Below are 22,706 nucleotides of genomic sequence, written 5' to 3' on the forward strand. Positions count from 1 at the left end.
GAGCATCGATCAGTTGCTTCCAGACATGGAAGACATTTAGATGGAGACACCCATGAAAGCCGTTGGATACAAAATCCCTTCGCCCATCTCGGCCGCGAACTCGCTCACTGACATCGAACTGCCGAAGCCGCACCCGGAGGGCCGCGACATCCTCGTTAAAGTGAAAGCGATTTCGGTCAATCCGGTCGACTACAAAATCCGTCGGAGCACGGCACCGACCGACGGCGCCGAATGGAAAGTGATTGGTTGGGATGCTGCAGGGGTCGTCGCCGCGGTCGGTTCCGATGTCTCCGGTTTCAAGCCGGGAGACGAGGTCTGGTATGCAGGCTCCGTCGTCCGTCCAGGCGCAAACGCTGAATTCCATCTCGTCGATGAGCGTATCGTCGGCAGGAAGCCGTCAAAGCTCCGCTGGGCCGAAGCCGCGGCACTGCCGTTGACATCTTTGACTGCTTGGGAGGCCCTCTTTGACCGCTTGGATGTGAAGAAGCCGGTACCCGGAGCTGCCGCCGCCATCCTGATCATCGGCGGGGCTGGCGGAGTAGGGTCGATCGCCATCCAGATCGCGCGGCAGTTCACGGACCTGACCGTTATTGCGACAGCTTCGCGTCTGGAAACCAAGGATTTCGTAATGTCACTCGGGGCGCACCATGTGGTCGATCACTCCAAGCCGCTCGCCAGCCAGATCGCGGCGTTGGACATCGGTGCTCCGGCCTTTGTCTTCTCAACAACGCAAACCGCCCAGCATATCGATGACATCGCCGAACTGATCGCACCGCAAGGGCGCGTCTGCCTGATCGATGATCCTTCGGGCTTCGATATCATGGCGTTCAAGCGCAAATCCGTGTCGATCCACCACGAGCTCATGTTCACGCGTGCCATCTACGGCACGCCGGACATGGACGAGCAGGCGAGAATCCTGAACGAAATTTCGCGCGCAGCTCGAAAGCGGTTCGACGATCGGCAAGGTCGTGCTCGAAGGGTTTGCGTGATCAAAAGCTGGCGGCGCGCCGCTCGCGTCGCCAGTTGGCACCAATGAATGGAAGTACCACCTGGCAGAAAACCTTCTGATCATTCAGAGAGTCTGGTCGTGCACAGTTAATGACAGGTCTGAACGTTGCAGTTCCAACACCTCGTTCAATCGACAAACAGGACCAGTTTTGTGCTATAAATAGGCTCATCTCGCAAAATGCGCGGTTTGCCGCTGTACAAGTCATACTTCGTACAAGTCTCTGTGCAATCAGGCCCCCGCAACCAATTCCTACGCTACAGTATCCACAATAGCCGAATACTGCGCTCCAGTGCGCCAAGGCACTACGATCGACGGCCACTTCATCCCTGTCATGCCGTTGTTATCAGATGTTCGTTTCATGATGTATCGCCGAATGGGCGATACCCAACTCAAATGGGATGGGACGACTGGGGTAGACTCGCAGTCACTTCGCCTGTCCGATCTTGTAAAGCCACCTCCCTCTCAGGGGCGCGCTGCGGGGTCTCCCTGCAGATGGGGGGTGTAAAAAGGCCGAGACGGTTCCTAGCCACCAGCAATACCCCGCATAGGCAGGCGCCCATGGTTGCTGCAAGTTAAGATGAAATCCCCGACCGGCATGCTGCTATTACCGTGAGACCTATCAAGCGGGCGAGAATCGAAAATCACGCACGTGCGCCATAGTCATCAAAATTCATTGCCTATAATTGTTTTTCAGGCGATGCTTTCCCTAGTATGGATTCTCAGGCGCCAGCATCGAAAATCATGGAACAGGGACAGAAGAGGCCGTTTTCAGGGCCAGTCAGCGTTCTTCACGGCCGCTGGCTGCCGAAAACGGCTATCCCGGCCGGTTATGCCGCTCTGATTGACGCCTTCGGTCTGGCCGTGCCGATCCCCATCACCCTCGCTGCGATTGGCCGCCGACATAAGGTCTATCAGGCGCAGGGCTGGAAACTCTATACGCCCCGCCATGAGCCCGAAGCCAGTCTGACCGGCCACCTGACCTTTGCGTGATCCCGTCCTGGGTTCCCTGGTCGCTTCAAGCCGAAACGCAATTCGACCTGTTCCGCTTTTCCGATGCGCCGATCATGGAGCGACTCAATTTCATGCGTAGCCATGTCGAAATGGCCGAAACATGAGCCAGACGCTGGAGGAGGCCCGGATCGCATTGCGCGAAAGGCAGGGCAGCGGCGCGCGCCATGACGCAGCGCTCGCGCCCTCGCAAGCGCTGGACTGGGCTCGACGCGGCACGGCTTATTTCGCCCGCTTGCTCAACGATCTCTCCGATCGCGCTCTTGATGAACCTAGCACCGTGGAAGGGTTCAGCCGGCGGCGGCTTGCCGGATCTTTGAGGGCCACCCCTGGCTGATGGGCCCGACCTGGGCCTTTGCCCAGGAAACGGCGGTCCATGCATTGCGCCTGATGGGATCGGGCCTGTTCGACGAGCATCCCAATCTCAGGATCATCCTCGGCCATATGGGCGAAGGCCTTCCCTACATGATGTGGCGCATCGACCACCGCAATGCCTGGGTCAAGGTGCCGCCGAAATATCCGGCCAAGCGCCGCATCGCCGACTATTTCAACGAGAATTTCTACATCACGACATCAGGGAATTTCCGTACCCAGACGCTCATCGATGCAATGCTGGAAATCGGCGCCGACCGGATCCTCTTCTCGACCGACTGGCCCTTCGAGAACATCGATCACGCCGCCGATTGGTTCGATACCACGACGATTTCGGAGGCCGATCGGGCGAAAATCGGCCGGACCAATGCCAAGCTACTCTTCGGGATATGAGGGAGGGCAAGATGGTCGCGACGAACTATCCGCTTTTCACCGAGGAAAACTCGGTCGAGGCCGTCAATACGCGTATGGGCGGGGATATCGATCCCCGCCTGCGTGAGATCATGTCGGCCATCGTGCGTCATCTTCATGCCGCGGTAAAGGAGATCGAGCCGACGCATGAGGAATGGCTGGCGGCGATCGAGTTCCTCACCAGGACCGGCCAGATGTGCGATGAGTGGCGGCAGGAGTTCGTCCTGCTCTCGGATGTGCTCGGTGTGTCCATGCTGGTCGATGCGATCAACCATCGACGCCCCTCGGGCGCGACGGAGAACACCATTCTCGGTCCGTTCTACGTGCCGGAGGCACCGCGTTATGCGCGGGGGACGAACATCTGTCTCGACGGCAAAGGTGAGCCGCTCGTGGTCGGTGGCTTTGTCAGGGACACCGATGGAAATCCGATCGAAGGCGCGCTGATCGACGTCTGGCAGACCAACGACGACGGCTTCTACGACGTCCAGCAGAAAGGCACGCAGCCGGATTGGAATCTGCGCGGCGTCTTCACTACGGACGGGGAGGGCGGCTATCGGTTTCGTTCCGTCAAACCGCGCTATTATCCGATCCCCGACGACGGGCCGGTGGGCAAGCTGCTGGGGCGCCTCGGCCGGCATCCGTACCGCGCGGCGCATATCCATTTCATCGTCAGCGCCGAGGGTTACGATCCCGTTGTCACCCACATCTTCCCCCCGGATTGCCAATATCTGGATCAGCATGCAGTGTTCGGGGTGAAGGAGAGTCTCATTGCCGATTTCCGGACACGGCAGGAGGACGGCGTGGGTGAGGACGAGGGCCTTAAGGCCCCCTATTGGCAGGTCGACTGGGACTTCGTGCTGACAAAAAGGGCTGAGACCTGAGATGAAGGACTTCGTCTACAACGGATTGGCAACGCGCGTGATTTTCGGTACCGACACGCTCAAACAGCTTGCCGATGAGGTGAAGCGGCTCGGCATGTCCCGGCCGCTGGTCCTTTCCACGCCTCATCAGAACAGCGAGGCGGAAAGGGTAGCGGACCTGATCGGGACACAGGCCGTGATCTTTTCGGGCGCGGTCATGCATACGCCTGTCGAGGTTACGCAGGAGGCAATGAAGGTTGTCGAGAAAACCGGTGCCGATGGTCTGATCGCAATCGGCGGCGGCTCGACAACCGGCCTTTCGAAGGCAATCGCGCTTCGCGCGGATCTGCCGCAGCTCATCGTGCCGACGACTTATGCGGGGTCGGAAATGACGCCCATTCTCGGGCAGACCGAAGATGGCCGCAAAGTCACGCTCCGTGACATGCGCGTACTGCCGGAAACGGTTATCTACGACGTCTCGCTCACACTGGAACTTCCGGTGCATTTATCAGCGGTCAGCGGCCTCAACGCGATTGCACATGCGGTCGAGGCACTCTACGCCCGCGACCGCAACCCGGTGACCAATCTGATGGCAGAGGACGGGATCCGCGCGCTGGCGCGGGCGCTGCCGCAGATTGTCCGTGATAGCCTGAACGTTGAGGCCCGCTCAGATGCTCTCTATGGTGCATGGCTCTGCGGCATCTGCCTGGGTTGCGTCGGCATGGCGCTTCATCACAAGCTTTGCCACACGCTGGGCGGCATGTTCGACCTGCCGCATGCCGAAACCCACAGCGTGATCCTGCCTTACGCGATGCGTTACAACATGCAGGCTGCACCCGAAGCGGCCGCAAAAGTGGCGCAGGCGCTGAGTGTGGACAATGCCGCAACCGGACTCCGGAACCTCACCCGGGAGATCGGTGCGCCGCTGTCCCTTGCTGCAATCGGAATGCCGGGCGAGCGTATAGGCGAAGCCGCCGCTCAGGCGGTGTCCAATCCCTATTGGAATCCGGCGCCTGTCACCGAACCGGCCATTCGCGCGCTGTTGACGGATGCATTCGACGGCGTTTGGCCCGACTGAACTGTTTCGATCTGCGCGCGATACCTGCAGATCTTCGCAGCGCCAACAGCATTATCGAGTACAAGATTATGGTACCGCTCTACTTCCATTCCCTCCGCTTTTCATCGTGGCGTCAACCTAGACGGAAAAACCGAGCTTGAGCGGCGTGTCGGCCTAGTTCCAGGTGTTCCATAAATCGCCTTACGCCTCAGACGCGCTCGGACCGACCGCCTACAAGTCTCGGTGTATTCAGGCCCCCGCCAATACCTACGCTATAGTATCCAACAATAGCCGAAAACTGCGATCCAGTACGCCAAAGCACTACGGTCGTCGGCGCTAAATTCCCGACATAAACACATAATCCAAAACCAACAGGTGCAAAGCGGAAGACAATTGTCTGCAGCGCAGATCATGCCGCTTTCCTCTGGCTAAGCTGAGAGAGGCAATTTCTATGTCTTGGCCGGCTTCGTTGCGCATCAATGCTGCACCAGGCTGGCGTCACTACCCCGGCGCATCTCGCGGCATTTAATCTCGGCCTTAACACGGTTTCCGTCGATCGGCCCCCGCATCATGGATCGCGGAACCCGGCCACTCGTCATCGCTCAGTGTCTCTTAGGAGCGAGTGAAATTGGGATGACGGAGCGCATCGGCTCACTCGTCTCTTCCGAGCGGGACGACCGGATCTCATCGAACGATCCGGCTAGCCCGAAGCCGGACGAACAGCCGGTGATGAGGATCGTGTTCATGTGAAACTCCTGTTTATGGTGATGGTATAGCGCGACCGTGGGAAGGGCTGGACGCGCGTTGCGAGGGAGCCGGAACAGGTGCTTCCGGCGGGCTACTTCGTCTCGACGCTGCCTTCCGGCGTAGCATCGGCTGCCAGCGTCGCGACCGTATCCGAAAATGCGGGATCGCCGGGATAGAGCGCGCTACGGAGGAAGGAGGTTGAAAGGCGCTGGATCGCGGCGACACGCTGAGGCCGTTCGTCCGTCGTCTCTCGCGCCTCGTAACCGGGGATGCCGCCAAGAGCATGTTCGCCGCCAAAGGCCGTGAACAGCGCCTTGGGCGAGGGACTCAGATCGTAGGCGTCACGCCACCAGTCCGGCCCACGCACGGTCAGGCCGCCCTGGTCGTGATCGCCCGCTACGATGAGGGTCGGCGCCGTCATGGTCGAGAAGTCGGGATGCATGAACGGGAAGGCCTGGGCTGCCCGTTCGCTCAGGTGCTTGCCGCCGCTGCCCGGCACCGCCAGCAATACGCCCGCCTTCACGCGGTTGTCCTTTCTGTTGACCACCGATCTGTCAACGGGATCGGGATGGGTGGCGCCAAGCAAGGTACTGGCGGTCTGCCCGCCCCATGAATGGCCAGCAACCGTGATGCGCGAGTGATCGAGCCGCCCCCGGATCATCAATGCTTCGCTCTCGATGCGATCGAGACCGTCGAGAACGGCGGCGAGGTCTTCCTCACGGAAGCGCCAGAATTGGGGGCGGCGAGGATCGTCCGGGGCAAGGCCGAGCATCCGCGAATCCAGGTGTGTTGGCTGGATCACGGCGAAGCCATGTGCTGCCCAATAATCAGCTAGGGGGCCATAGGCTTGAAATGACTGGCCATTGCCGTGCGAGAAGATGATGACGGGCAGCGCGTCGCCTGCGATCGGTAAGGAAACCCGAACGTGCAGGTCAATGCCTCGTCCCAGGGACGGCAAGGTAATGGGAGAGATGGAAACAATAGCGGGTAAGCCCGCGGTGTGCGCGCGGGTTTCAGCGAACGAGCTGGACATAGGACTGCGAACCTCCGAACTGGCAAACGGATCAATGATCCGTTATACTATAAATACGGATCGTTGATCCGTTTAGCAAGAAGGATGGCGGAAAATGTTGTCGACCAAATTCCGGAATGCAGTCGAGGCCGCGTCGCCGACTCCTGGCGATGCCGAAGCGCCCACACCGCGCATGCGTGCCGATGCTCGCAGGAACGAGGAAGCAGTTTTGGAAGCCGCCAAGATCGTGTTCGCCCGTTCGGGGGTTGATGCGCCCATCCGGGAGATCGCGACACAAGCGGGTGTCGGGCTGGGTACGCTCTACCGCCGTTTTCCGAGCCGTGCCGACCTGGTGGCAGCGGTGTTCCGCCGCGAGGTCGATGCCTGCGCCGATGCGGCAGGGCCGCTTGCCGCTGAGCGCGGACCAGCCGATGCGCTGGCAGCTTGGCTGAAGCGCTACACGCGCTTCCTGGCCACCAAGCAGGGGTTGGCCGCCGCGCTCCATTCCGGCGATCCGGCATTCGCCACCTTGCCGGAATATTTCCGAAGCCGATTTGAACCGGCTCTGTCGATGCTGCTGAATGCCGCTGCGGATGCAGGGGAAGTCCGTGCCGACGTCGCTCCCTACGATCTGCTGCGCGCGATCGGGAACCTTGCTGTGGCTTCCGGGGAAGATGGGCCGGCGCACACCGAACGAATGCTCATGCTGCTGCTGGATGGCCTGCGCTATGGTGCGGCGAAGCCGAAATAGCCGCGCCTGCCAAGAAGCGCGATAGGACCGATACCAGAACTCCATCGCTTCTGGGGGCAACGACTCTAGCCGATGGAAGCTTTCGGTACTTCCCTTCCCAAAAGAAGCCTTACTGGTTTCCACCCAATCGCTGCCTTCGTAAGGGCCGCCGAATCGCCGACGGCATTTTCATGCGCAATCGGCGAACAATCGCAGCGAGTAATCCGTCAAGATGAGGCCCTCGCCGCCGTTCTCCTGCATCTGCACGCCACACTACTACTACGACCGAAACTTGTTGAAGCGGCGTGATTCCGGGCTCTTTTATTCATCCCCACCCGGAGATCTCTGTTGCGTCCCCACGAAAATTGCGGACCACATGGCATCCACCCCACCACAGACAGGAAGCGATCCAGCGTGGCGCAAATGCTGCGCACCGGCCTCGGCTGCGCCATCACGCGGTGTCTGGAAGACCCGGCCGTCGTCGAGGTGATGCTGAACCCCGATGGCCGCATCGGGGTGGAGCGGCTTTTCGAAGGGCTGGCCGACACCGGCGAGACGATGACGGCCGCCGGCGGCGAGCGCGTCGCCGGTCGCACACCATGTCGGTGCTGAGGTCCACGCCCGCTCCCCGCGTGTCTCGGCCGAGTTGCCGGAAACGGCTGAGCGGTTTGATGGTCTGCTTCCTCCCGTCGTAGCGTCGCCCGCCTTCGCCATACGCACGCGGGCTGTCGCGGTCTGCACGCTCGGGTACTGAGTGATGCCGTCCTCCGGACGCCAAATCAGGTCGGCATGCTCCTGGCGCCAGTTCTCTTGCCCCACGACGCTCTCGCGATCACAAGGGATGTAGAGGCAACTGCCATCCTTCCAGTCGGTGCGGAGGCAGTAGCTGTTCGGTGATTGAGGTCGCGGAGAAGCCGCAACCTTAATCATTACATAGGGCCAATTGACGCGTCATAGCGGCGCTGGCAGTCCTGAATCACTTCGATGTTCTCGACTGTCCAGTCGAACAGGATCGCGAACGGCCCTTGCAGCGATCGCCCAAGCGGCGTTAGCGCATATTCGACGCCGAGCACACGTCCATCTAGAATTCTACGTGTCACCATGCCGTTGCGCTCCAGCTTGCGCAGCGTCTGGGTCAGCACGCGCTGGGTGACGCCATCCAGGCGGCGCTTGATGGCGTTGAAGCGACGGGGCTCGCTAAGCACCGCCAGCACCATCATCGACCACTTGTCAGCGATCTGGTCGAGGATCACCCGGCTCGGGCAGTCCGCGCGGTAAACGGGGTCATTTTCACTGATCGATTCATCCATCGGTATCCTCCGGCACCCCTGGGATGCTTCAGGTGCGTAATTGACGCTAGGTATCCGATGAATACTTTAGGGTCAATGGCGCGAAACGCCAGCGCCAGAATTTCCCGAATAACAGAGACTTTACGTATGACAGACACAGATTTCAAACGGCTACGGATTTCCCGGGCAGACGGTATAGCCACGATCACGATCGACAACCCGCCGGTAAACGTTCTCGATGTTCCGTTGATGAGCGAAATCCGCAGCTTTCTCCTTTCCGTTCGCAATGATCCGGACACACGCGTGCTGGTTTTCCAGAGCGCGGACCCGGAGTTCTTCATTGCCCATGTCGACATGACATTGATCGATGAGCCGCACGCCTTCGACGAGATTGCCCGTGAGGCTCCGGAAGGCCTCAACCCGTTCCAGGCGTTCGGCGAGCTCCTGCGGGAGCAGCCGCAGGTGACGATCGTCAAGCTCGTCGGGCTGGCGCGCGGCGGCGGAGCGGAGTTCGTCGCGGCAGCTGACATGGCATTTGCCGCCGAGGGTCGGGCAGGGCTTGCCCAATGCGAGGCCTTGATGGGCATCACGCCGGGCGGCGGGGCTACCCAGTATCTGTCCAGTCGGATGACGCGAGGCCGGGCTCTTGAAGTGATCCTCGGTGCCGATCTCGTCGATGCGACGACGGCGGAGAGCTATGGTTGGATCAACCGGGCGCTGCCGGCTTCAGAGCTCGACGGTTTCGTCGATCGGCTGGCGCGCAACATCGCCGCCTTGCCCGAAGGCGTTATCGCCGCGGCCAAAAGGGCGTTGCCTCCTGAAGACCTGCGGGATGGCTTTAAGCGCGAGCATGAGGCCTGGGCAGGATTGTTCGAACTCCCTGCTGCCGAAAAGCTCATACGGAGCGGACTGAAAACAGGAGCGCAAACCAGGGAGGGTGAGAGAAATCTGGAAAGCTTGCTTCGTACATTGAAGGTGTGAGGCCTGACTGACGAGAGAACAGCGAAACCGCTGCAGCGAGGTATTGCGTAGCGGTTTCGGTCTTTGGATGGCGCGCATGCGTTACTGGAAGCGCCGGTGCTAAATCATGACCTCGTGTCCGTCAGCGAATGATTTGAGACAGATCGGCTTTGGAAGGATCGGAGTTTCTGGTCCGTCTGTTTGTTGATTTAAGCGGCTTGCTGTTGATGTTGCAACCGGCGGAGTTTGATGGTGTCTCGTTTGATCCTTTCTCGCTGTAGCAGGATGGTGTAGCCGCATCCGAAGTAGACGTCAGCCGGGGTCAGATTGCCAATGCTTTCGTGATATCGGCGATGATTGTAGTGTTCGACGAATGCCGCAATCTGCGCTTCGAGGTCTTCCGAGAAGTAGTAGTTTTCGAGCAGGATGCGATTTTTCAGCGTCTGGTGCCAGCGCTCGATCTTGCCTTGGGTCTGAGGATGTCCCGGTGCGCCGTGAACCTGCGCGATAGATCGCTTTTCCAGCCATTCACCGAGGTCCGAGGCGATGTAACATGGACCATTGTCCGACAGCAGACGAGGCTTGTGCTCGACATGCATGCTGTCGCAACCGGATGCCGTGAGCGTCAGGTTCAGTGTCTCGGTGACATCCTCAACCTTCATCGTCGTGCACAATTTCCAGGCGACGATGTATCGCGAGAAGTCGTCAAGCACGGTGGAGAGGTAGAACCAGCCCTAGCCGATAACCTTCAGATAGGTGAAGTCGGTTTGCCAGAGCAGGTTGGGCCGCGTCGTCTTGTCCTTGAACTCGTCACCTGCCTTGATGACGATGAAGGCTGGCGACGTGATCAGATCATGGACCTTGAGCAGGCGGTAGACTGAAGCCTCTGACACAAAATAGCTTTCCGTGTCGGTGAAGCGAACGGCCAGCTCACGCGGTGACAGCTCGGTCTGTTCCAGCGCCATGTCGATGATGCGTTCCCGGACATCATCGGGGATACGGTTCCACACCCGAGACGGAGCTGAATGCCGGTCTTCCAGCCCGTCGACGCCACGGCTCAGGAAACGGTTATACCAGCGATAGAAGGTCGGGCGGGGAATGCCGAGCTTGTCGAGTGTCTGCTTCACCGGTAGGTGCGACTGCTCGACGATCCGGATGATCTCAAGTTTCTCAGAGGCGGGATATCTCATTCCTCGTCGCCCCCATCCGCGATCATGCTTTTTTTTGAGCAGCCGCAGTTCGAGCGCCTGTTCGGCGACGACCTCCTTCAGATCGCGCGTCTCACGGCTAAGAACCTTCACCTCGTCCGACGTTGCGGCACGCGCCGTGTCCCCGGCCAGCCGCTTCTTGCCAGCTTCGAGGAACTCTTTCGACCAACTATAGTTGAGGCTCTCGGCAATGCCTTCGCGGCGGCACAGAGCGGCGATGCTGTCCTCGCCACGCAACCCTTCCAACACAATGCGGATTTTGTCCTCGGTGGAGTGATGCTTGCGCGTCGCCAGGCGGATATCTTTGATGACCTGTTCGGCTGCTGGTTTCTGCGGCCCGGCTTTCTGTCTCATCTTCGCTTCCTTTGAATGAGCTACGATGAACCAGAAATCCTCTCTTCTCAGTTAGCAGCCATTTGTCTCAAGGGCGCTGATGGCGGACACGCCGGTCGTGAACGAGGTCATAAGCCGCCTCTACCGTGAGTATATGCCAGATCGGCCACCAATCTGGACTCAGACTGGTGCGAGGCGTTGGGACTTCCAACGATGCGTATCGAAATTCGCGTGACGGCAATCCTCGGCTGATGTCTCGTCTCAGACGAGCCGGTCGTTATGGATCTGGCTAACGATCTGCCTCACGATGGTAAGCGCACCTAGGCAGGATGCTGCGACGGACGGTGGGAAAGCCTACCGCCCGTCGCGTAGCTTATCACGCTTGATAGGTCGAACACATGAGAAGAGATCCCAGATGCTGTTCGCCGCCCCTGGATTGCGCGCCAGCCTAAAGACCGCCCCTGATCAACTTTTCCGCGGCTGGCTGCGCAAACGGGCCGCCCAAGGCGGCAGAGCGGCAATCTGTCTTGCCAAGCGCTGCGCCGATGCCATCGATTTTTCTTCCGTCAGCGGAAAACGACTGGGTTCACCGCTGCAGATCGGCCACCGGCGCGCTGCCGAACATGTTCTTGTACTCGCGGCTGAATTGCGACGGGCTTTTATAACCCACCTCATACGCCACGCGCGAGACATTGGTGCTCCCGCCGGCAAGAAGCTTTCGCGCCTCAAGCAAGCGGATATGGCGTTGAAATGCAAGTGGGCTGAACCCGGTGACTTCCTTGAAATGCCTGTGAAAGCTTGTGACGCTCATGTGAGAAGAGGTCGCGAGATCAGGAATATTGATGGGTTCGCTATGATTGGAAGCGAGCCAATCGGCCGCCGACTTGAGTTGTTGAAAGCGACCGTTCCTCTGGCTGACCTGTCGGAGCGTGTCGCCCATCGAACTCTGAAGCAGCCGATAATAAAGCTCGAACTCGTAGTGTGGTGCCAGCGCGCCGATATCCTCGGGCGCGTTCAGCAGCCCGACGAGGCGAGCAAATGCCTCGCCGACGGGTCCCTCCAGACCGCCGGCGGCAACTGCGCATGTCCAACGGTCTTCACGCTTGGGGATATCGAGCATGGCGCGGCTCAAAATGCCAGCATCGAGATGGAGGCTAATACCGACATAGGGGAGGTTGGGCTTCGCGCCGGTCAATTGGTGGCTGTAGGGCAGTCCGAAGGACGAGACTGCGCTAGCCCCCGCGGTCAGCTCGAACCGATTGGCGCCCATGATCAAGACCTTGGTCCCGCGCAAGACCGCATAAAACATGGGTTCGAACACGGCTGGAGTGGGCGACGTGGCCATTGTACTCGTCCAAAGCGTTAGGCGGGGAATAGGAGTGGGAAGGCCGACAGTTCCCCCCTGCTTCTGAATAAACGGAGCGACATCGTTCAGCAGGAGTGTGGTCGGCTTCACAAGATCTAACATCACGTCAACATGTAGTCATTTGGAAGGATCAGGCAAGTGTCTGGGAGGATCGGGAATGGTGTCTGCGTCGCGACTGCCTATTTTGAGGCGCAAAGGAATAGGAAAGGGTTTGACCATGCAGGAACTGGCTGGAAAGAATGCGCTCGTCACAGGTGGGGCGCGCGGCATCGGGGCGGCGATCGCGATTGCTCTGTCCGAGAAGGGTGCGAACGTTGCGATAACGTACGAGCGATCAGCAGACAGCGCAGAGCGACTTGTCCGGACTATCGAGGAGAATGGTCGAAAGGCCGTCGCGATAAAAGCCGACAGCGCGGATCCCGTGGCCATCCAGCGGTCGGTGGACGAAACCGTCCGCGCGCTGGGCGGCCTCGACATTCTCGTCAACAATGCGGCGATCGCGCGATACAACAACATCGCAGATTTCACGGTCGAGGATATCGACGCACTACTTGCCGTTAATGTACGCGGGCCGGTTCTCGCTGCAAAGGCTGCCATTCCCCACCTCAAGGAAGGCGGGCGGATCATTACCATCGGATCGGCAGGCGCGGATCGCATAGCCGGCGTGCCTGGTACGGTCTACTATATGACCAAAGGCGCGTTACAGGCGTTCAACCGCGGCCTCGCGCGCGAATTGGGCGCCCGAGACATAACGGTCAATCTCGTGCAGCCGGGATCTACAAACACGGACTCGAATCCCGAGACGGGCGAATTTGCCGACTATCAGCGTGGTCTCAGCGCCCTTGGCCGCTTTAACCAGCCGGAAGATGTTGCGGCTGCAGTTGCTTTCCTCGCGACACCAACAGCCCGACAGATCACCGGCACCATCCTCACGGTAGACGGCGGCGCGCTTGCGTAGTGTTTGGTAATGGCTGTTGGTTGCCCGGCGGAGGTCATGCAACCTTCGCTTTGTGAATAGTGTATCAGCCGGAGAACTCGCGTTCCGCGTTCCGCGACAGAGTTTTGCCGATGCGATGACTATTCGAGCCCGCTCCGCAACGCTACCAAACTCAGTGAGAAGTAGATCGGCCAGGCAAAGCCTGTTGCTAGCCGCTTCAAAACGAAAACGAGAGACCGGGATGTGAGTGCATGGCTGAAGCGAGCTTGGGGCAGACGATAGGGCCGGCGATCGTCCTGATGGGAGCAGCCGTGGTCGCGGTACCCCTGTTTCGACGGCTTGGCCTTGGCTCGGTTCTCGGATATTTCGCAGCCGGCGTGCTTGTCGGGCCGTCGGTTGTCGGGCTGTTCACCGATGCTGCGTCGATATTGCATTTCTCCGAACTCGGCGTTGTGATGTTCCTATTCGTCATCGGACTGGAACTGCGGCCCTATAAGCTTTGGACCATGCGCGGCCAGATTTTCGGGCTCGGTCTCGTGCAGGTCGCGGCGGCGATTGCTGTGCTATCACTGACGGGCATGCTGGTCTTTGGCCTGCCTGCCCCGGTGGGCTTCATCGCCGGCGCGGGTTTCGTTCTTTCCTCGACGGCCGTCATCATGTCCGTCCTGCAGGAAGGAGGCGAGATTTCCAGCCCGGAGGGCCAGAAATCCGTATCCATCCTTCTCTTCGAAGACCTGATGATCGTGCCGCTGCTGGCTGTGGTCGCCTTTCTGTCGCCGTTGTCGCAGGGGCATTCTGGATGGATGGATGTCCTTTTGGCGCTCGGTGCGCTGCTCGTTCTTCTCGGCGTATCGAAATGGGGCCTGAACCCGTTCTTCGCACTGCTGGCGCGGGCAAGGACCCGCGAGGTGATGACGGCGGGCGCGCTGCTGGTGGTGTTGGGAGCGGCACTGTTGATGGCTGGCGCAGGACTTTCCATGGCCATGGGAGCGTTCCTTGCCGGGGTCATGCTGTCAAGTTCAAGTTACAGGCACCAGATCGAAAGCGATATCGAGCCGTTTCGTGGCCTGCTGATGGGCCTTTTCTTCATGGCTGTCGGCATGTCGCTCGACCTAGCCGTGGTGGCCGCCGAATGGAAGCTTCTTCTTGCCATGCTGGTCGCCTTTACCATCGCCAAGGGCACCGTGGTCTATGCGGTTGCCCGGCTGTCCGGCGCATCCGGTCGCCAGGCCCTACATCGCACTTCGATGTTCCTGCAGGGCGGCGAGTTTGCTTTCGTACTCTATGCTGCGGCGACCGCCGGCGGCGTGATCGATCCGCGCGAAAATGCGCTCTTCACCACCGTGGTGATCTTCTCTATGGCATTGACGCCGCTGCTGATGATCGCCGCGGATCGGCTGCTGCGCAGCGAAGCGTCGATGAAGGGTGTCGAGGCGGCCCGCGACCTGAGCGGACGGGTGCTCATCATCGGCTTCGGCCGTTTCGGCCAGATTGCCTCGCAACTGCTTCTGTCGAAGGGCGTGAACCTCTCCGTCATCGACATGAACCCCGACCGTATCCGTGAAGCGGGACGTTTCGGCTTCAAGGTGTTTTTCGGCGACGGCACGCGTCTCGACACGCTGCACCATTCCGGCGCAGGCTCGGCCGAGGCCTTGCTGATCTGCATCAACGACCCGAAGTCCGCCCTGCAGACCGTGGAACTGGCACAAAATGAATTCCCGCAGGCCAAGATTCTGGTGCGTAGCTATGATCGCGGCCATGCCGTGGACCTGATCCGCGCCGGCGTCGACTACCAGATCCGCGAAACGGTCGAATCCGCCTATAGGATGGGCGCGGCAGGCCTGCGCGCCCTGGGCTATGCCGAGCTTGACGTGGAGGAGGCGGCAGAGGACGTTCGTCGGCGGGACAATGAGCGGCTGTCCGAACAGGTGCAGGGAGACGCCATGTCCGGCATGGATCACCTGCATCTCAGGCCCGTTCCCGAGCCGCTGCGCGGTGTGGCAGCGAAGTAACAGAAGAGCCGGTACGATGAATACATCGAGGATTGCGATAGCAGGTTTCGGCGGCGTGGGGCGGGCAACGGCAAGCCTGCTTCTGTCCCGGCGGGAGCGTTATCGCGAAGTTTACGGCGCGGATATGCGGCTCGTGGCCGTCTGCGGATCCCGGTCCGGTGTAAAAAGCGCGGATGGACTGGAAGAAGAGCAACTCTCCACGCTCGAAGACGGGCTCTCGGGCCCGGCCTTCATCGAGGAGAGCGGCGCTGATATTCTGATCGAGGCGGGGCCGAGCGATTTCCGCACCGGGGGGCCGGGGCTTGCCTATCTTCGTTCGTCGCTTTCGGCCGGGCGAGACACGATCGTCATATCGAAGGGCGCGCTGGTTCATAGCGGGCGGGAACTGCGGGAGCTTGCCCGAGGCTCCGGCGCCCTGTTGAAACTCAGCGGTGCCGCCTCCGCTGCCCTGCCGACAATCGATCTGGTCAAGCATAGTCTCAAAGGCTGCGAGGTGCTCGAAGTCGAGGGAATTCTGAACGCCACCACCAATTATCTGCTCGATGCCATGACGACACGCGGGATCGGCTTCGACGAGGCATTGCGGGAGGCACAGCTTGGCGGTTTCGCCGAGGCCGATCCACGCAACGACACGGAAGGCTGGGACACGGCCTGCAAGCTGCTCATCCTCGCCAATTTCGGGCTTGGCGCTAACCTTATGATGAACGATCTGACCGTCGAGGGGATCCAGTCCATCTCCGCTGAACGGATCGAGGCCTGGCGCGGGCAGGGGCTTGTTCCGAAACTCGTCGGCTGCATTTCGCGTGGGAATGGCGCAATCCGCGCCGGGGTCGGCATCAGGGCATATCCGCTTGCCGATCCCTTCGCCAACATCCGCGGCAAGGACAAGGCGATCCGTATTGTGACCGATGCGATGGGCGAGACGCTCGCGATCGGGTCCGGAAAGGAGCCGCTTGCGACGGCCGCCGCAGCGTTGAAGGATCTGGAACATATCCTAGCGGCACGGATGGCCTGAAAGGAGGCGATAAAGCCATTGCGACCATTAAAGGCAAGAGCCCCCTAACGGGAAAGGAACGGTATATGAAAGCTGCAGTCTATGAAAACCCCGGTCCCCCGACAGTCCTAAGATATGCCGATGTGCCGGATCCCGTCTGTGGACCGGATGATGTGCTTATCGCCGTCGAGGCGATCTCGATCGAGGGTGGTGACCTGATCAATCGCCGCTCCACGCCGCAGCAATCCCCCTGGATCGTCTCACCGACCCGGATCTGCTCGAAGCTGTCACCTTTTACCGGGAGTCGCGCTATCGCCAGCCGAATTCCACGAACCGTTTGCTCTTCATAAGCTACGGCAACCTGCTCGGCTTCGAAGCTTTCAATCTCGTTCCGGAGCTTTTGATACAGCCACTTCAGATCATTGTTGGCGGTTGCCGCGGAACGACCGGCCAATACGAGGCCGGCCGACGCCTCCTCAATCTTTCACCGGCGGATAACAAGGATTTTTTCGCGGTCGAGGGCGCCGGCCATTACGACATGTATTACAAGCCGGAATATGTGAAGCAGGCTAGCGACCGGCTAACCGCGTTTTATTCAAAACATCTGATCATATAGTCGCTGGTGCGAGAGTTGGTCCCGACTCGTCTCCGTCAGCCGCTCGATCGTCAGTCGGGGTTCCTTTTTTCTTGACCGCTGCTGCTGTCGAAACACTCGATCAGCATTTCGGTCAGGACGCGGACTTTTCTTGAAGGATGTTGTCCCGGTGGGCGAACGACGAAAATTCCGGCCGGTGGCGGGGGATGATTTTTCATGACTGTCACCAGCGCTCCAGAATCCAGATACTCCTGGGTAAGACCATCGGGAAGCGCGGCGATACCCAATCCGGCCGCGGCAGCGACGACGAGAGCAGCCCCGTTGTCAGCCTTGAAACGCCCCTGTGGGCGAATGGTCAAGATCTTGTCGCCGTCCATGACCTCCCACGTTTCCATCCCCTGCATCAGCGCCTGATGCGTAACGAGCTCCTCCGGTGTTTCCGGGGAGCCGTGGGCTTTGATATAGGCGGGACTGGCGACGTATTTTCCGTAGAGGGGGCCAACGCGTCTTGCGATCAGGTTGGAATCCTGAAGTGTCCCGACCCGGATCGCGCAATCAAACCCTTCCGCAATCAGGTCCACGAAACGGTCGCTATAGCTTGTCTGGATCTGCAGTTGCGGATAGCGCAATGCCATGTCCGCAAGGACAGATGCAAAGTGCGTGGGCCCGAACGTTAGGGGTGCCGCAATTCTCAGGCGACCGCTCAGTTCGCCAGCCGGCAGGATTATATCTCTGGCTACATCGATCTCGGCACTGACCCTGGCAGCATAATCACGGAAAGTGGCGCCCGCTTCCGTCAAGGAAGCTCCGCGCGTGGACCTTGCAAGCAGCTGCACGCCGAGCTCTGCCTCAAGCCGCGCAAGCCGCCGGCTCACCATCGACTTGGAAACGCCCAGCCGAAGCGCAGCGGGCGTGACGCCGCCCGCATCCGCTACCTCCACAAACGTCCGCAAATCTTCGATGTCCATGCTGCGTTCCCCGTTCCGCGACACTGTTCGGCACAAACGATGACTACCGCATCGAAATCAGGAATGACAAGGTCCTTTCGCAGACGGCGCTTCGGAGGGCGCTTGTTCCCTCCAGCAACGTGTCTCAACCAACCGCGAACCTAGGAATTTATCTATGACCTTCCGTAACGGCCTTGACTCACTTCTTCGCCCCGAAGATTCCGTCCTCGTCATGATCGACCATCAGCCCTATCAGCTCGCGAACGTGAACAGTCACGATCCGCAGGCGGTCGTCAACAACACGACGGCGCTTGCGAAAGCTGCAAAGGTTTTCAACGTCCCCACAATCCTGACAAGCGTGATAGCCGGCCGGGGTGGCCTGCTTTTCAAGCACCTCACCGATGTTTTCCCCGGACAGGCGGTGATCGACCGCACATTCATCAACACCTGGCAGGACCCGAAAGTGGTGGACGTGGTGAAGGCTACCGGCCGCAAGCAGCTGATCATTGCTGGCCTGTGGACCGAAGTCTGCGTTGCGATGCCGGCAATCCAGGCCGCGGGCGAAGGCTGGGACGTTACGGTGATTACCGACGCATCGGGTGGGACCTCAGTCGAAGCGCACCAGGTGGCGATCCAGCGGATGATGGGGGCTGGCATCAATATGATGACCTGGCTCGCGATCGCTGCCGAATGGCAGCGCGATTGGGCTCGTGAGGAGACTGCGGCCGCGCTGACCGACGTCATCGTCGACCATGCCGGCGGCAGCGGCATCGCCTACCTGTGGGAACAGCAACTGCTCAACACGCCTGTACAGGCGGCCCGTCAGGCCGGTCTGTAAAAGCCGACTGGGATGGCGAGTTCTCGGCCTAATGCCATTGCAAGGCGCTAAGTCGAGCCTCGTCATCACCACCATTTCTGGAGGAATAACTGTAATGCCGATCAACCGCTTCCCTGTCGGGCTCGAGATGGATGTGTCCTATCCGGATTTCAGAGCCGGCCTGACGCTTCTCTCGACGTCGCAGCTGAAATTCGAGATCAAAGAGGGACCGCTTAGGCACACGGAAATTGTCGATATCCACGTCGCGCCACTCGGTAACAGTATCTTCGTCGTCAGCTGGCAGGAAAAGGACGGAGCGACGGTCACCAACGTGCAGGACTACGATCGCGGGCTGATCCATTCGCATGCCACGTTGTCCGACGGTCGGTTCCTGCGCATGACCGGAACGATCACCGTGACACGGGCTGCAAACCAGAATTTTGACAATCGGCCGCAGCGCAACAAGGCGCTTGTGCTCGAGGCGATGACCTCCCTGTTTCAGCGCCGCGATGCTTCGGCGGTGGAGAGGCTCTACGTCGTGGACTACGTCCAACACAACCCGAACATCCCACAGGGTCGCGAAGCCCCGAAGGCGATTGTCGAAAGCCTACCTCAGGATGTCTTCTACGAACCCGGCCTAATTGTTGCCGAAGGCGATTTCGTCGCGATACACGGCCGCATCCGCGGCTGGGCAGAAAGACCCCAGGTCGTGGTCGATCTCTTCCGGATCGAGGGTGGCAAGCTCGCCGAACACTGGGACGTGCTTCAGGACGAAGTGCCAGTCACGGCCACGCTTGGGGGCGCTCCAATGTTCGACCCTGAAGAGGCGTCGCTTATCGCCGGCAACGACTAAATGCATCCTAGCTCGGCACTGTCAACGTGCATCCGGATGAACACCAGCCGACAGAAAGCCTATAAGGATTCACATGGAAATCGGTATCGACAGTTTTGCAGCCATCCTTCCTGACCCGGCAACGGGCAAGCTTCCGTCGCCGACCGATCGAATGGCCGAGCTCATCGAGGAGGTCGTGGTCGCGGATCGCGTCGGGCTCGACGTCTTCGGTATCGGCGAGCATCACCGAGGCGAATTTCTCGACTCCGCCCCGGCCGTCATTCTGGCCGCAGCGGCGGCCCGCTCTCCGCGTATCCGGTTGACGAGCGCGGTAACGGTTCTGAGCGCAGCCGATCCAGTGCGGGTGTTCCAGGAATTCGCGACGCTCGACCTGATTTCCAAAGGTCGCGCCGAACTCGTGGTCGGCCGGGGATCCTTTGTCGAGGCCTACCCGCTATTCGGCCTTGATACGCGTCACTATGACGAGCTCTTCGCCGAAAAGCTCGACCTATTTCTCAAGCTTGGCGAGGCGACCGACATTACCTGGGAAGGCCGCTTCCGTCCGGCGCTCAAAGGGCAGGGCGTCTTTCCGCGTCCACATCAATCGCAACTTCCAGTCTGGATCGGAGTCGGCGGTTCGCCGGAATCCTTCGCTCGCGCCGGCGCACTCGGCCTTCCTTTGATGGTGGCGATCATCGGCGGCAGCTTCGAACGTTTCCGCCCACTTGTCGATCTCTATCGCGAAACCGGTCAACGCGCCGGGCATGATCCGGAAAAACTCAAGGTGGGAGTCCACGCGATGGGCTTTGTCGGCGAGACCGATTTGGCTGCAAAGGATGCCTTCTTCCCCGGATGGGCGCATCTGACGACGAAGATCGGCCGTGAGCGCGGCTGGTCGCCACCGACGCGCCAGCAGTTCGAGATCATGGCGGGTCCTGACGGCGTATTCCTTGTCGGTGATCCGAAAACCGTTGCCGCCAAGATATTGCAGGCAAGCGAAACGCTTGGCGGCCTGTCGCGCATCACCTTCCAGATGAGTACCGCTTCCCTCGATGCGGAAGCGATGAAGCGGTCGATCGAACTGCTGGGCACCGAGGTCGCTCCAATCATCAGGGCGGCGCGATAGGGCGCCTGTCAACCGTGTCACAACGGAGGAATGCCAAATGGATATCGAAGATCTGCGGGTATTCGTCGAGGTGGCGGATTCGGGAGGCATCACTTCGGCCGCGCGTCGACTGGGGGTTTCCAAGTCGATGGTTAGCCGTGCGCTCACTAGGATCGAGGGCGCGCTAGGAACCCAGCTTCTTGCACGAACGACACGTGGAGCCGGCCTGACGGAAGCCGGGGTCCTGTTTCGGGACCATGCGGCAAGAGTCTGTGCTGAGGTCGACATCGCGCGCGAGGCGATCTTGCCCGAAGGTGACCTTCGTGGACGGTTCCGGGTGGCAGTTCCGCTCACATCGGGTCCGGTACATTTTGCACCTGTTCTCGCCAAGATGGCGCGCCACCACCCGCAGCTTCAGATACAAGCCGACTACAGCGATCGGTTCGCCGACCTGATCGTCGACGGGTTCGATTGCGCGATCCGTGTCGGTGCCCTGCGTGACTCGAATCTCATGGCAAAACGGGTCGGCCAGATTTGCGGCAAGCTGGTGGCGAGCCCGGACTATATAAGATTGCACGGCTCGCCGGAGGCGCCCGAAGAGATCGCGTGCCACCAGGCTTTGGTTGGTGCGGAGACCTGGCGATTCATGGACGGCGACAAGATCATCACCGTGCAGCCGCAGGGCCGCTTCAGGACCGACAACGGCATGGCGCTTGCGAGCGCAGCCGCCGAGGGGCTCGGCATCGCCTGGCTCCCCGATTGCGTCACCCATGATTATCTCGCGTCAGGGGCTCTCGTTCCGATCATGACCCGTTTTCCGCTACCGGTTGGCGGGGTCTATGTCGTACGGCCTCCCAGTCCGCATCCGTCCCGAAAAGTGCGCGTCCTCTCGGAGTTCTTGATCGAATCCTTTGAGACTGGCGCGCCTCTTTGGGGCGCCGGAAGTTGATGCCGTAAACAGCGCGTTCCGCTTGCCGCAACACAGCGTAGCGTTCCCCGCAGCTAGTCGCGGATACTGTAGCTTTATAGTTTCGTTGGTGACTTTGGCCAACCGGGTCGCAGATGGGAAGGAACCCTATGGCCTCTACCCTGCAGACTGAAGAGGAGAACATGCATGAGTTGGAATCCCGCCATTGCACCAGCCTGTCCTGAAGAGATCGGCCTGGATGCGATCGACACCCTCATCATTCCACGTTCGCGCGACCTCGGTGGCTTCGAAGTTCGGCGCGCCTTGCCTGCTCCGAAGCGCCAGATGGTGGGTCCGTTCATCTTCTTCGACCAGGTCGGGCCTGCGGAACTTCTGACTGGGCAGGGTATCGATGTTCGACCGCACCCCCATATAGGACTAGGCACCGTCACCTATCTTTATCGCGGCGAATTCCATCACCGGGACAGTACAGGTGCCGACCAGATCATTCGCCCCGGAGCCCTGAACTGGATGGTCGCGGGCCGGGGTGTAACGCATTCAGAGCGCACTACGCCAGAGGGCCGCAGCGGGCCGCAAAGCCTGCTGGGCATCCAGACCTGGGTCGCGCTTCCCGACAGCCATGAAGATATGGCGCCGATGTTCGAACATCATGGAACACAGGCGCTGCCCATGATCGAGGATCGTGGCGTCACGGTTCGGCTTATCCTGGGAAATGCCTATGGCAAGGCCGCTCCCGCGACGATGTTTTCCGAGACTTTCTATGCCGATATCACGCTGGAAGCAGGTGCCCGCCTGCCCATGCCCGACGATCACGAGGATCGTGGGATCTATATCGTCGAAGGCTCTATCTCGATCGCCGGCCAGGACTTCGAAGCGCCGCAGATGATGGTGTTCCGTCCCGGTGACAGGATCACGGTGACCGCAGGCGGCCAAGGCGCAAGGCTGATGGCACTGGGCGGCGCGACGCTTTCAGGGCCACGCTATATCTGGTGGAATTTCGTCGCATCCTCGAAAGAGCGCATCGAAGAGGCCAAGGCCGAATGGCGGGCCGAGAACTGGGGGAAGGGGCGTTTCGATCTCCCGGTTGACGACAGGGATGAGCACATTCCCTTGCCCGATTGATTTTTGCCGATCGGCTGTAATTTGGAGACCATCTGAGGAGGGGGCGGGTCGGCGC

21 protein-coding genes and 5 pseudogenes are annotated in these 22,706 nt (G+C 60.2%); 19 read left to right on the forward strand and 7 right to left on the reverse strand.

Going from position 1 to position 22,706, the window contains the following annotated elements; all coding sequences use genetic code 11:
• The first annotated feature begins 52 nt into the window (after positions 1-52).
• The 6 genes and pseudogenes from BLP23_RS14985 to BLP23_RS15010 all read left to right on the forward strand — a co-directional run bounded on the left by BLP23_RS14985 (position 53) and on the right by BLP23_RS15010 (position 4,738).
• On the forward strand, positions 53-1,036 hold the full coding sequence (locus tag BLP23_RS14985; RefSeq protein ID WP_167363895.1) for a zinc-binding alcohol dehydrogenase family protein: 984 nt from the start codon (positions 53-55) through the stop codon (positions 1,034-1,036).
• Positions 1,037-1,750: 714 nt separating this feature from the next.
• Positions 1,751-1,999, forward strand: coding sequence for a hypothetical protein (locus BLP23_RS14990; protein WP_208603155.1), 249 nt, complete (start codon positions 1,751-1,753; stop codon positions 1,997-1,999).
• Between the two features lie 121 nt (positions 2,000-2,120).
• Positions 2,121-2,354, forward strand: coding sequence for a hypothetical protein (locus BLP23_RS14995; protein ID WP_233426709.1), 234 nt, complete (start codon positions 2,121-2,123; stop codon positions 2,352-2,354).
• Positions 2,327-2,782, forward strand: a pseudogene (gene tsdA / locus BLP23_RS15000) (gamma-resorcylate decarboxylase); the annotation flags it as partial. The gene BLP23_RS14995 and the pseudogene tsdA, both read left to right, overlap by 28 nt.
• A gap of 11 nt (positions 2,783-2,793) precedes the next feature.
• Positions 2,794-3,681, forward strand: a complete 888-nt coding sequence (locus BLP23_RS15005; RefSeq protein WP_092586090.1) for an intradiol ring-cleavage dioxygenase — start codon at positions 2,794-2,796, stop codon at positions 3,679-3,681.
• Between the two features lies 1 nt (position 3,682).
• On the forward strand, positions 3,683-4,738 hold the full coding sequence (locus BLP23_RS15010) for a maleylacetate reductase (RefSeq protein ID WP_092585619.1): 1,056 nt from the start codon (positions 3,683-3,685) through the stop codon (positions 4,736-4,738).
• A gap of 581 nt (positions 4,739-5,319) precedes the next feature.
• Here BLP23_RS15010 and BLP23_RS33700 read toward each other — a convergent pair.
• Positions 5,320-5,463 (reverse strand): hypothetical protein, encoded by a 144-nt coding sequence (locus BLP23_RS33700; RefSeq protein ID WP_167363896.1) that lies wholly within the window; start codon positions 5,461-5,463, stop codon positions 5,320-5,322.
• A gap of 92 nt (positions 5,464-5,555) precedes the next feature.
• A complete protein-coding gene (locus BLP23_RS15015; protein ID WP_092585620.1) occupies positions 5,556-6,497 on the reverse strand; it encodes an alpha/beta hydrolase family protein in 942 nt (313 codons plus the stop codon).
• Between the two features lie 172 nt (positions 6,498-6,669).
• On the opposite strand from BLP23_RS15015, the gene BLP23_RS15020 reads away from it, so the two are divergent.
• Both BLP23_RS15020 and BLP23_RS15025 read left to right on the forward strand, forming a co-directional pair.
• The gene (locus BLP23_RS15020) at positions 6,670-7,227 is read left to right on the forward strand and encodes a TetR/AcrR family transcriptional regulator (RefSeq protein WP_233426739.1); all 558 of its coding nucleotides are present in this window, start codon (positions 6,670-6,672) and stop codon (positions 7,225-7,227) included.
• A 344-nt stretch (positions 7,228-7,571) separates the two neighbouring features.
• A pseudogene (locus BLP23_RS15025) lies at positions 7,572-7,951 on the forward strand (P-type conjugative transfer ATPase TrbB); the annotation flags it as partial.
• Positions 7,952-7,965: 14 nt separating this feature from the next.
• Here BLP23_RS15025 and BLP23_RS35460 read toward each other — a convergent pair.
• A pseudogene (locus BLP23_RS35460) lies at positions 7,966-8,136 on the reverse strand (DUF7665 family protein); the annotation flags it as partial.
• Positions 8,136-8,516 carry a winged helix-turn-helix transcriptional regulator gene (locus BLP23_RS15030; RefSeq protein WP_208603156.1) on the reverse strand — a complete coding sequence of 127 codons (381 nt, stop codon included), beginning with the start codon at positions 8,514-8,516 and terminating at the stop codon, positions 8,136-8,138. The pseudogene BLP23_RS35460 and the gene BLP23_RS15030, both read right to left, overlap by 1 nt.
• A 126-nt stretch (positions 8,517-8,642) precedes the next feature.
• Between BLP23_RS15030 and BLP23_RS15035 the strand changes: the two genes are divergently transcribed.
• Positions 8,643-9,476 carry an enoyl-CoA hydratase/isomerase family protein gene (locus BLP23_RS15035; RefSeq protein ID WP_092585622.1) on the forward strand — a complete coding sequence of 278 codons (834 nt, stop codon included), beginning with the start codon at positions 8,643-8,645 and terminating at the stop codon, positions 9,474-9,476.
• Between the two features lie 188 nt (positions 9,477-9,664).
• On the opposite strand, the pseudogene BLP23_RS15040 reads toward BLP23_RS15035, so the two are convergent.
• Positions 9,665-11,017: pseudogene (locus BLP23_RS15040) on the reverse strand (IS3 family transposase).
• Between the two features lie 565 nt (positions 11,018-11,582).
• Positions 11,583-12,464 (reverse strand): AraC family transcriptional regulator, encoded by an 882-nt coding sequence (locus BLP23_RS15050; RefSeq protein ID WP_092585623.1) that lies wholly within the window; start codon positions 12,462-12,464, stop codon positions 11,583-11,585.
• Between the two features lie 115 nt (positions 12,465-12,579).
• Here BLP23_RS15050 and BLP23_RS15055 point away from each other — a divergent pair, with 115 nt between their 5' ends.
• The 5 genes and pseudogenes from BLP23_RS15055 to BLP23_RS15075 all read left to right on the forward strand — a co-directional run bounded on the left by BLP23_RS15055 (position 12,580) and on the right by BLP23_RS15075 (position 16,921).
• Positions 12,580-13,320, forward strand: coding sequence for an SDR family NAD(P)-dependent oxidoreductase (locus BLP23_RS15055; protein ID WP_092585624.1), 741 nt, complete (start codon positions 12,580-12,582; stop codon positions 13,318-13,320).
• 230 nt (positions 13,321-13,550) lie between these two features.
• On the forward strand, positions 13,551-15,311 hold the full coding sequence (locus tag BLP23_RS15060) for a monovalent cation:proton antiporter-2 (CPA2) family protein (RefSeq protein WP_092585625.1): 1,761 nt from the start codon (positions 13,551-13,553) through the stop codon (positions 15,309-15,311).
• A 16-nt stretch (positions 15,312-15,327) separates the two neighbouring features.
• The gene (locus tag BLP23_RS15065; protein WP_092585626.1) at positions 15,328-16,326 is read left to right on the forward strand and encodes a homoserine dehydrogenase; all 999 of its coding nucleotides are present in this window, start codon (positions 15,328-15,330) and stop codon (positions 16,324-16,326) included.
• Positions 16,327-16,391: 65 nt separating this feature from the next.
• A pseudogene (locus BLP23_RS15070) lies at positions 16,392-16,565 on the forward strand (quinone oxidoreductase family protein); the annotation flags it as partial.
• Positions 16,566-16,642: 77 nt separating this feature from the next.
• The gene (locus BLP23_RS15075) at positions 16,643-16,921 is read left to right on the forward strand and encodes an alpha/beta hydrolase family protein (RefSeq protein WP_208603157.1); all 279 of its coding nucleotides are present in this window, start codon (positions 16,643-16,645) and stop codon (positions 16,919-16,921) included.
• Positions 16,922-16,971: 50 nt separating this feature from the next.
• Here the strand turns inward: BLP23_RS15075 and BLP23_RS15080 are convergent, their stop codons facing one another.
• Positions 16,972-17,868 (reverse strand): LysR family transcriptional regulator, encoded by an 897-nt coding sequence (locus tag BLP23_RS15080; RefSeq protein ID WP_092585627.1) that lies wholly within the window; start codon positions 17,866-17,868, stop codon positions 16,972-16,974.
• A gap of 154 nt (positions 17,869-18,022) precedes the next feature.
• Between BLP23_RS15080 and BLP23_RS15085 the strand changes: the two genes are divergently transcribed.
• The 5 genes from BLP23_RS15085 (at position 18,023) to BLP23_RS15105 (ending at position 22,651) form a co-directional block, all read left to right on the forward strand.
• Positions 18,023-18,685: a hydrolase gene (locus BLP23_RS15085; RefSeq protein ID WP_092585628.1), complete on the forward strand. Its 663-nt coding sequence runs from the start codon at positions 18,023-18,025 to the stop codon at positions 18,683-18,685.
• A 94-nt stretch (positions 18,686-18,779) separates the two neighbouring features.
• Positions 18,780-19,517: a nuclear transport factor 2 family protein gene (locus tag BLP23_RS34520; protein WP_233426710.1), complete on the forward strand. Its 738-nt coding sequence runs from the start codon at positions 18,780-18,782 to the stop codon at positions 19,515-19,517.
• A gap of 73 nt (positions 19,518-19,590) precedes the next feature.
• Complete coding sequence (locus BLP23_RS15095) at positions 19,591-20,622, forward strand: LLM class flavin-dependent oxidoreductase (RefSeq protein ID WP_092585629.1); 1,032 nt, start codon at positions 19,591-19,593, stop codon at positions 20,620-20,622.
• 37 nt (positions 20,623-20,659) lie between these two features.
• The gene (locus BLP23_RS15100) at positions 20,660-21,550 is read left to right on the forward strand and encodes a LysR family transcriptional regulator (protein ID WP_092585630.1); all 891 of its coding nucleotides are present in this window, start codon (positions 20,660-20,662) and stop codon (positions 21,548-21,550) included.
• A gap of 165 nt (positions 21,551-21,715) precedes the next feature.
• Positions 21,716-22,651, forward strand: coding sequence for a pirin family protein (locus BLP23_RS15105; RefSeq protein ID WP_092585631.1), 936 nt, complete (start codon positions 21,716-21,718; stop codon positions 22,649-22,651).
• Positions 22,652-22,706: the final 55 nt, after the last annotated feature.

This window comes from Rhizobium mongolense subsp. loessense, assembly GCF_900099775.1.
Taxonomy (GTDB): Bacteria; Pseudomonadota; Alphaproteobacteria; order Rhizobiales; family Rhizobiaceae; genus Rhizobium; species Rhizobium loessense.